This is a genomic window from Paenibacillus sp. RRE4, from assembly GCF_031844205.1.
Taxonomy (GTDB): domain Bacteria; phylum Bacillota; class Bacilli; order Paenibacillales; family Paenibacillaceae; genus Paenibacillus; species Paenibacillus xylanexedens_B.
This window is the reverse complement of record NZ_JAUZUT010000005.1, coordinates 273384-282767: the sequence shown is the minus strand read 5'-3', so window position 1 is coordinate 282767 and position 9384 is coordinate 273384. Positions and strand designations below refer to the sequence as shown.

Below are 9384 nucleotides of genomic sequence, written 5' to 3'. Positions count from 1 at the left end.
AGTTTTCATACAGCCAGATGGCATGTAACAAAACCTTCACGTCATTCTGCAAGCAGAATGTTTACTCACTCGTTGTTCAGTTTTCAAAGATCAAACGTGTTCTCGCTACCGAAACCAATTCGTTCCAGCAACTCTTATATAATATCATGTCCGAACCAACTTTGCAAGCTCTTTTTTTAAGTTTCTTTCGAAGCTTATTTTAAATTTGCTTGCCGCACCGTGTAAACTGTGTTTTCTTGGCCGGAATAAGAATATACCACGTATCACTACCACATGTAAAGCATTATTTATTAAAATTTAATTTCCATATTTTGGACTTTTTTTTGAAGCGTAGCTTACTCCATACCAAGACATCTTGTTTTTAAAGTCACATTATCTTATGATACTGCCTCCTGCCTTAAGAGCTAAACGAAGCAGTGCACTTTAATATCTACCTCTATCTGTATAGTAAGAACGTTCTTAAATGTCTAATCCCGTAAACTGTCTGTTCTGGTAAGCCTACATAAAAAAACAACAGTTCTTCAGATATGAATATCACATCCAAAAACTGCTGTTTCTCTGACAAACTAAGCACTTGATTCTACTCCGTCTCTTCCCATGTCCATTTAGTTGGACTTATCCGTACCAGACTCGGCGCTTTCCTTATTCTTAGTTCCCTTGCTCTTATAAGGCTTTGGAGCACTCTTCGCTCGGTTGGCACTAGCTTGCCAGCGATTCCAGCCCTTCTTGCCTGTTCCGCGGCCTGTGCCGCCCTTACCTTTTGCTTTGCTCATGTTATCACTCCATTAATCCTGTCTATGTCTAAAAATGCTCTTCCTCGGTAATGTTCCAATGTAAATCAGCCCATGTGGTTCACTTCCAGCATTTCTTATTATACCAAACTTGAAGTGTTCACGTTTTATATTTAGAAGAATTACACTTGAACCTTTGGCTCTTGTACCGATTTAACACTTCTTAGCACACGTAAGGATAATAAGAAACAGATACCAAGCACGACCGCAGCCGATACATACGGATAGTTAATATTCACATCAAACAACGCTCCGGCTACGATGGGTCCAGCGATGTTGCCCAGACTTGTATACGCAGAATTCAGCCCAGCCACAAACCCCTGTTGTTCTTCAGCGAGCTTGGACATCTGCGTACTGATTGCTGGGCGTAAAATATCCATACCCAAGAAGACGATAAATGTTACAACAACGATCAACCAATACGTGTGAACGAACAAGGTTAGTAATACAAACACGGAAACAAACAGCAAACATACCGTGATAACCTTCTTTTCCCCAAATGTGTTCAGCAACCAGCCAATCAGGGATACTTGCACAACTGCTCCAGCAATGGAGCCAAATGTAATGATAAACGCGATATCTTTGGTCGTGAAACCAAACTTGTGATCCACAAACAGGGAGAATACCGTCTCGTAGTTAGCCAAACCAAAGGCCATGACAAATACGATGATTAGACTAAAAAAGTAAGGTTCCCTGTAAGAGTTGATAAGTTGGGATACCATGCCTGGTGCTTTTACTTTTGCCCCGCTAGTTTCAGGTGTAGTCTGCTCACTCGCGCTCCGCTCGGATTCAGGCAAAATAATCAGTGTAATGATTGCAGCCAGCAAACCCGCAACCCCTGCCGCATAAAAAGGAACCCGTATGCCAAACTCGGCTATGTAACCGCCGATTCCTGGCCCGATGATAAAACCTGTTGTGATCGCTGCATTAATAAGCCCCATACCTTTACCACGTTCTTCTTCCGTTGTGATATCAGCCGTATAGGCCATAATCGCAGGAAAGATCATCGCCGCACCAATACCGCCCAGCATCCGGGCTGCGAAGAGCAGATAGGGTGCATTTACCGCACCGAACATAAATTCAGATACCGCAAAGATCAGCATCCCGAATACGATAATCTTTTTGCGTCCCCACTGGTCTGACCACCTGCCAGCAGCTGGAGAGAACAAAAACTGTGTGAATGAAAACGCCGCGAATAGAAGCCCCATCGTGAAGCCCGTTATATGAAGTAAGTTCATATAAGCAGGCATAATCGGCACAACCAGACCTATTCCCATAAATACGAGAAAAATATTAAACATCAACAGCAGCAGCGCGCCCCTGTTGCGTGTCAGTAAAGCCATGATTCCATCCTCCATTGTTGTCTAATTATGCTGTTTATCCTTGGCAATCCCGTGGAGAAATACACTGGCGGCCTGACGATACAATGCAAGAGCCTCGCCGGGTTCCAGCTTTCGTGACATTTGGCTGAGCCCAATAATGGTACTTTCCAAAATCAACGCAAGATGCTCTACATTCTGATCGTTGAACTCACCGCTGTCTATTCCTTCTTGGATCAGCTGTTTATTGAATTGAATGTGCCGCTCGAACAATACAGCGATTCGTTCTTCAATATCATTCTCTTTTTTCTCTCCAGTGAAGAACTCATCGGCCGCTTTCGTTAAAGGATGGTTAATATCATCCAGAATGAGTTGTTCCGCCAAGCCATAGATCTTCTCAGTGGAGGTGCGGTACAAGTGTACTTTAGACTTCCAGCTTGCTTCCCACTCCCGATCCCATTCATCAATGAGATAGAGAAAGAGTCCTTCCTTGCTTTTGAAATGATAATATATATTTCCCTTACTGCTTCCAGTCGCCGCGACGATGTCCTCAATAGACGTTGCTTTATATCCTTTTTGTACAAAAAGGGCTTTGGATGCATCCGCAAGTTTTTTCTTGGTCTGCTCGGACTGGAGCTGCTTTTTATTCAAGCTCACTCACTTCACTCCATTCTTACATACTGAACATTCGTTCTGTATTTTATCAAATATATGTCTAATCCGCAATATAAAAAGGAGAACCTGCTAATTCGCAAGTCCTCCGTCTATTCACGGATTCATTTATGTCTTCTTTTTACCCTGTCCATGTAATATTTTTAATTGTCCATTCTCGTATCCGACCTGATATGTCACGTTATATTTGGTCGTTACGTATTCCCCATCCTTGCGCTCCTCGGCAGCAATGACACCACTCACTTCCATCTCTTCCTTACTCGTGCTCGCAGACGAAATTTTCTCCACACTGACATAGCTCGTATACGTATAGCCTTCACGGAATTTAGCGTAACTTGTGCCGCTCTGCCAATCACTCCCAAGCAACGCATAAGCAGATACATAATCACTCATGTTCAAGTAGTTGTAAAAATCAGCAACCAATGCTTCTGCTTCAGATAAAGCAGCAGATGACGTCTGCGAAGATGAGTCACGTACCGTTTGCGCCCCTTTGGTATCAGGTGAACGCTCTGACCATTGTTCCACTTGCTTCAATACACTGGTAATGGGAATGCTGAACCCCAGTCCACCTTCCTGTTTAACCACCGTTGAATTGATCCCCAGAACTTCTCCCGTTTCCGCGTTAATCAGCGGGCCGCCGCTGTTACCGTTAGTAATTGGAGCAGATATCTGATATAAGTTGGTATAAATATAGGGCGGGATTTCAAAACTGCGGTCAAGTCCGCTAATAATGCCGGTAGTTACCGTGTTTTCGAAACCTAGCGGACTGCCGAGTGCCAGAATTTCATCACCAACCTCCGCTTTAGCTGACGCAATAGGCAGAGGTTCCATTTTCACAAGATCAGGGACTCTCACAACAGCCACATCCGTCTCTTCGCCAAAACCAATCACCGTACCTCGATATTCCTGATGATCCAAGGTGCGAATGGTCACTTCTTTGGAACCCTCGACGACATGCGCATTAGTGATGACATCGCCCTTGTTGTTATATAAGAAGCCGGAGCCCAGACCATCGCTACTTTCAATCGTAACTACTTTTCGCTGACTATCTTCAATAATCTGTTTACGTGTTTTCTTTTCCGTGGTTTTAGATGTTGTTTTTGCTTTGGGTTGATCCGCCTGTTTCGAGGAAGCCACAGCCAGTTTGGGAGCTAGCGCCATCTCATCTGCTGTATGCTGGTGAATCCAGAATACGCCTCCAGCACCAGCACCAATAATGATTGCACTGGAAAGGATCGTTCCCCATACACGTTTGCTCATTTTTTCTTCCTCCTACTCCACATACCAAGATGCATTCGTAACTGTCACATTCGCTGCTTCATATACCCCGTAATAGTAGGTTTCAAAATACCCTTCTTCTCCTACATCCAATATAGCTGGGTATACATAAACATCTGTCTCGCCGATGTAATCGCCATTGGAGGCATTGATGCTAACGATAAGTGCCACGGATGAAATTGGGCGTGTTCCCTGATTAAACACCGACCCGCTGATATACAAGTCTCCATACTCATCCAGCTTAGCAGACAGATCCGTTACGTATACAGCCCCTGTACGATTGCGAAGCTCCTCTTCAGCTGCTTGCTGTTCTGCAAGTCGAATACGTTCTTCCTCTGCCTGCTCAAAAGCTTTCTTCTCACGCAATACTTCATCCCGATATTTAGTCAGCTTCTGATCCTCAGGGGCATAAGATAATCCGTTGTCCACGGTTTGCAGTGCTGCTGTAAAATCACGCTTCTTCACTTGCTGCTCCGCCTGCTTGTAACTTATACCTGCCAGCTTATCCGTAATCTGCTTTTTCACAACTTCGGCTTCCTTACCGTTCAGCTTGGAGATCGTTTTAAGTTTATCAGCGAGTGCCTCGACGGTTGTTAACTGGTCAATTTCCTTTTTCACTTTCAAAACATCCAGGGTCACCTTTCGATTGTTCAACGCTGACCTTACCTTATCAAACACCGGCTCTTGGCGTTCGTTTAGTGTTTTAGCTGCGGTTTGAATCGTTTTGTCCGCTTCCGAAAGCTTGCCTGTTTTGAGCAAATTCGCGGCTTCGTCCATTTGTTTTAGTAGATTGTTCGCTTGCTCTGTAATTCGACGATCCTGCACGAGCGCCCCTACATTCGGTCTTTGAGCGAGGGCTTTGTCCAGCAACTCCAGAGCTTCTGAATATTTCCCGTCCAGTGCAGCCTTCTCTGCCTCAATATGCAATGTCTTCACATGAGCGTTAATCAGATTCTCCTGATTATAATAATACGTTAACAACGACCCCATAATTGCTGCAAGCAGCAGTGGGATGATCCATAGAAATGGACTGCTCTTGCGCTTGCTCACCGTTCCGGTTGCAGATGCATTACGTGGCTCCAGCCCTGATGGCTCCGACCAGATTTGCTCCTCTGTGGAGCTATCTTGTTTCAATCGGGTTCCACACTTCTGACAGTGGTCTTCCCCGGAGCTATTCTTCGTTCCGCATATGTGACAATACATCCTGATCCCTCCAGCCTAAACATATGTAAAATTAGATATGTCATCTTTTGTTTTTTCTTTTGTTTTTTCTGTTGTCGTTCTGTTACTTGATATCACTCCAGAATATGTGTTGCCTAATCTCGGGGTGAATCGACATTTATCATATAGCAAAAAGGTAAAATGCACCATATATTCCTGATGAAAAAATACGATATTCACAAGGATTCATGCAAAAAAGACCCTCCTTTATCAAGGAGGGCCTCTATATTAGTCGACATGATTTTACCTGATCTATTCGGGCTGGTTTGAAGGGAACGCACTCAAATTAATATAAGAGACTTCCCATAGATGGTTGTCCAAGTCTTGAAAACTCCGTCCATACATAAATCCATGATCTTGGGGTTCGTTATATTGCTTCGCTCCAGCATCTAGGGCAGCTTGTACAATCGCATCCACTTCTTCACGGGAAGCAACAGACAAAGCGACGATCACTTCTGTTGTCTCGGCCGCATTCGCGATTTTTTTCGCGATAAAGGATTGGAAACGTTCCTCCACCAGAAGCATGGCATAGATATTTTCTCCGACAATCATACAGGTAGCTTTATCGTCCGTAAACTGGGCATTGAATTCAAACCCCACTTTCGTAAAGAAATCAACCGATCTCTTCAAATCCTGAACTGGCAAGTTGACAAAAATCTGATTAGCACGAACAGCCACCATCGATCACCTCGGATTCCTAGAATAGATTCCACCCCAAAATATCACCTCGCGTATGCGCTGTCAATTATGTATAATGGGGCTATTCCAACATGTGAGGTGAAAGGGATGTTGTTCCCAATCGTTCGAAGTAATTAAATGTCGGGCTGGATCAAAACGCGTACCAGCTACCAAGGGGTAGGTCTGTCCTTTTGAGCCTGTTCGATGTGTAGATGAACGATGATTGAAAACAACAAATCCTAAATAACACATCACATACTGGAGGAAGAATTAATATGACGAAACCATGGGATTACAACACATTTTATGAACGTGTCGGTCAACAAAACGGATGGGATTTCAGCACAATGAAGGTGATCTCCGAACCCACCGACTGGGACTTCTATGATGAGGTGACTCGTTGCACACAACCATCCGATCTGCTGCTGGACATCGGCACAGGTGGAGGCGAAGCCGTGCTCTCCATTGCTGAACATGCTCATCTGCTTGTCGGCATCGATTTGGCTCAGGGCATGATCGAGACAGCTCGGCGAAATTTAAAGCGAACTGCGAACTGTATGAATGTGCGATTCATGCAGATGGATGCGGACAACTTACAGTTTCCAAAGTCATTCTTCAATATCGTTTCTTGCAGACATTCCGCATTCTCCGCGTCAGAAGTGTACAACGTTCTCGCAGAGGATGGCATATTCCTGACCCAGCAGGTCAGCGAGCACGACAAATTGAATGTAAAGCAGGCCTTTGGACGCGGACAGCATCTCGGCATTGAACCTGGAACGCTGTTGGAAAAATACAAACAGGAGCTGAAACATGCCGGTTTCAGACAAATCGACGTCCGCGAATATAATGTAACCGAGCATTACACTACACCGGAGGATCTCTTGTTCCTGTTAACCCACACACCTATCGTTCCTCGATTTGGAGAACTCGCGTCCGACTTGAATATTTTTGAACAGTTTGTTCAAGATCACGGCGACGAGAAGGGGATTCGCACCAACTCGGCACGGTTCATGATTACAGCCAGAAAATGATCTTAAATCCCTTATAAATGTAATATATAAAGTAAAATGAAAAACGCGTCTTGGCGACCTGTACGGTTAAGCCAAGAACGCGTTTTTTGGTTATGTCTCATCGTTACACACTTAATAGTTCAGGGTGTTGCAATCCTTTTCAATCATGTTGATACCAGAAGCATCACTGGACTACGTTCATGGCTCAAGCTGCAGCTTCTCCAAGAATGGTTTCAAGCGATCCACCACATAATGGCTACCACCGCGACCATTCACCTCTTCGATTACAGCCGCCAGCAGGAACGACGGTGATTCGGTATCAAAGGTAACGAAAAATCCGTTCTCCTGACCTTGCTCACCCTTCTTTGCTTTCAGTTCGGCCGTTCCCGTCTTGCCTGCAAGACTGCCAGCAATCGAGCTAAGGGCATGTGCTGTTCCGCCTTGACGAGATACCACCTGTTTCAGTGCGTCTCTAACGGTATTGGCTACATCCGGTGTGATGATCACCTCAGGATCGGGGGTTTCTTTTCCAACAATCAATACAGGTTTCACCAGCTTGCCTTCATTCACAAACGGCGTAAACGCAGCAGCAAGATGGATCGGCGACATTAACATCTCACCTTGACCATACGAAGTGTCGGCTAGCAGTACCTCGGAAGAAAGATCCCTATGCGCCTCATTCGCATACTGGCTAGGTTTCAGATAGAGTTCATCCAGTCCGAAATTGTCACCAAACCCGAACTTTTGAATGCCATCAATAAACTTTGCACTCCCCATCTCTGTCGCTTCCATTGCAAAATAAATATTGTCGGAGTATACGAGCGCATCCACCATATTCACAGGACTCAGGCTTTTCACCCGTTTGACGTAATATCCGCCCCAGCTATCGTTTTTCCGCCATTGCAAACCAGAAATTTCATGGGTTTTGTCGGGTGTCGTTACTTTTTCCATTAACCCTGCCGCCGCAGTAACCGCCTTGAATGTTGAGCCAGGAGCATATCGTGTCGTGACCCGGTTGATAAAAGGAAGCTTCTCATTCGCGGAATAGGCATCCCACTCGGCCTGAGTCAGACCGGTAACCATTTTATTCGGATTGTAGGAAGGCGCGCTCACCAGAGCAAGCAGGTTTCCGTCCTTCGGGTCCATCATCACCATCGCTCCGGCATCGCCGCCACCCGCCAGCGTCTGATACAGCTTTTTCTGTTGTGATGAACTGATCGTTAGTTGCACATCCTTACCGTCGACTGCATCTTTGCGGATCAATTCGGAACGCGTGTTGCCCGCTTCATCCGTAATTTCAATTAAACCGCCACGTTCTCCGCGTAGTTGCTTCTCCATAGACTGTTCCAGTCCAGCTTTGCCGATCCAATCTTCCGCACGGTAATACCCTTCGGTATCCTTGTCCAAGTCTTCCTTGGTGGCCTTACGCACATATCCGATCAGATGTGCCGCTGCCTCACCAAGCGGATAATACCGAATTTCCTTACTTTGCAGAGCAACTCCACTAAGAGAGGCCGGTACATCAAATTCCTCTGTCGAGCCCATTGGCACGAAAAATTCCGGTTTCACCCATGTCTGGCCAAGTGCCTTCTGAATAGCTTCTACGGACACCTTGTAATGATCCGCGATGCGTGTGATCATCTGATCCGGATTCTCTCCGAGCTTCTCGGGTACAATCCCCCACTCATTCATGGTGCCTTGTGTTGCCAGTGGTAGCCCGTCACGATCTACGATATTTCCTCGATTCGGGAATAACGTCTTCACCCGGACTTTGCTACCTTTCACCATGTCACTAAGGATCAGAGAAGGTTGCCAGTTAATCTGCCAGACTTTGCTCCCGTCCTCAGTCTCCTGTCGAACCAAACTTAGCGTATGTGTTTCATTGACTTCGCCCAAAAAAGTGGTCAGATGTATATCATAATCGGTTTGGTAAAGATCCGGATTACTAGCCCCTTGTTCTGTCTGATTCGTCCCCTCTTTGTCCGTTGTTGCCTGTGATTCAACCTTAGTCTTCGTTTCGGTTCCACCTTCAGTCCCTGTCGTTTGAGCGCCAGAATCAGCTTCCGTTCCTGCCGTATTCGCTACCGTCAGCTCAACTTTAACAGCAGAGACCTGTATACCTGAGTAGATTGCATTGTATTTCTCAATAAACTGTTCCTTGGACATACCTGCCTCGGTCAACGAAGCAGGTGACATCAACGAATACAGCTGGTCGAACTCTTTCTTTTGCAGATACTCTATGTACTGATTCACGGTTGCCTGGGGTTTTGCTTCCTCTGGTTTGCTATGCTGCATATAAAGATACATCCCGATGCCACCTGCAAATAGAATCGGCAAAAGTCCGTATAATAATTTACGTTTGGATTTCACGTCACATCACCTCTACTCTATACTATAAATTTCCTGCGCCGATTA

8 protein-coding genes are annotated in these 9384 nt (G+C 45.4%); 1 reads left to right on the top strand and 7 read right to left on the bottom strand.

The genetic code is table 11. The features are described from left to right. Nucleotides 1-605: 605 nt before the first annotated feature. The 6 genes from Q9R46_RS22350 to Q9R46_RS22325 all read right to left on the bottom strand — a co-directional run bounded on the left by Q9R46_RS22350 (nucleotide 606) and on the right by Q9R46_RS22325 (nucleotide 5959). Nucleotides 606-773 carry a DUF3934 family protein gene (locus Q9R46_RS22350; protein ID WP_145335591.1) on the bottom strand — a complete coding sequence of 56 codons (168 nt, stop codon included), beginning with the start codon at nucleotides 771-773 and terminating at the stop codon, nucleotides 606-608. 140 nt (nucleotides 774-913) lie between these two features. After that, entirely contained in the window at nucleotides 914-2134 is a 1221-nt protein-coding gene (locus Q9R46_RS22345) for an MFS transporter (protein ID WP_311281840.1), read from the bottom strand. Between the two features lie 21 nt (nucleotides 2135-2155). Next, nucleotides 2156-2761, bottom strand: a complete 606-nt coding sequence (locus Q9R46_RS22340) for a TetR/AcrR family transcriptional regulator (RefSeq protein WP_145335858.1) — start codon at nucleotides 2759-2761, stop codon at nucleotides 2156-2158. A gap of 129 nt (nucleotides 2762-2890) precedes the next feature. Then, a complete protein-coding gene (locus tag Q9R46_RS22335; RefSeq protein ID WP_311281839.1) occupies nucleotides 2891-4042 on the bottom strand; it encodes a S1C family serine protease in 1152 nt (383 codons plus the stop codon). A 12-nt stretch (nucleotides 4043-4054) separates the two neighbouring features. Next, nucleotides 4055-5263 (bottom strand): hypothetical protein, encoded by a 1209-nt coding sequence (locus Q9R46_RS22330; protein ID WP_311281838.1) that lies wholly within the window; start codon nucleotides 5261-5263, stop codon nucleotides 4055-4057. Between the two features lie 270 nt (nucleotides 5264-5533). Beyond that, nucleotides 5534-5959: a VOC family protein gene (locus tag Q9R46_RS22325; RefSeq protein WP_311281846.1), complete on the bottom strand. Its 426-nt coding sequence runs from the start codon at nucleotides 5957-5959 to the stop codon at nucleotides 5534-5536. Between the two features lie 275 nt (nucleotides 5960-6234). Between Q9R46_RS22325 and Q9R46_RS22320 the strand changes: the two genes are divergently transcribed. After that, the gene (locus tag Q9R46_RS22320; protein ID WP_311281837.1) at nucleotides 6235-6990 is read left to right on the top strand and encodes a class I SAM-dependent methyltransferase; all 756 of its coding nucleotides are present in this window, start codon (nucleotides 6235-6237) and stop codon (nucleotides 6988-6990) included. Nucleotides 6991-7167: 177 nt separating this feature from the next. Here the strand turns inward: Q9R46_RS22320 and Q9R46_RS22315 are convergent, their stop codons facing one another. Further along, a complete protein-coding gene (locus Q9R46_RS22315; RefSeq protein ID WP_311281836.1) occupies nucleotides 7168-9339 on the bottom strand; it encodes a penicillin-binding transpeptidase domain-containing protein in 2172 nt (723 codons plus the stop codon). Between the last annotated feature and the right edge of the window lie 45 nt (nucleotides 9340-9384).

What these genes read in the sequence shown, in the direction of transcription:
- Q9R46_RS22350 (WP_145335591.1), bottom strand. Translation starts at nt 773, where the DNA reads ATGAGCAAAGCAAAAGGTAAGGGCGGCACAGGCCGCGGAACAGGCAAG.
- Q9R46_RS22345 (WP_311281840.1), bottom strand. Translation starts at nt 2,134, where the DNA reads ATGGCTTTACTGACACGCAACAGGGGCGCGCTGCTGCTGTTGATGTTT.
- Q9R46_RS22335 (WP_311281839.1), bottom strand. Translation starts at nt 4,042, where the DNA reads ATGAGCAAACGTGTATGGGGAACGATCCTTTCCAGTGCAATCATTATT.
- Q9R46_RS22330 (WP_311281838.1), bottom strand. Translation starts at nt 5,263, where the DNA reads ATGTATTGTCACATATGCGGAACGAAGAATAGCTCCGGGGAAGACCAC.
- Q9R46_RS22320 (WP_311281837.1), top strand. Translation starts at nt 6,235, where the DNA reads ATGACGAAACCATGGGATTACAACACATTTTATGAACGTGTCGGTCAA.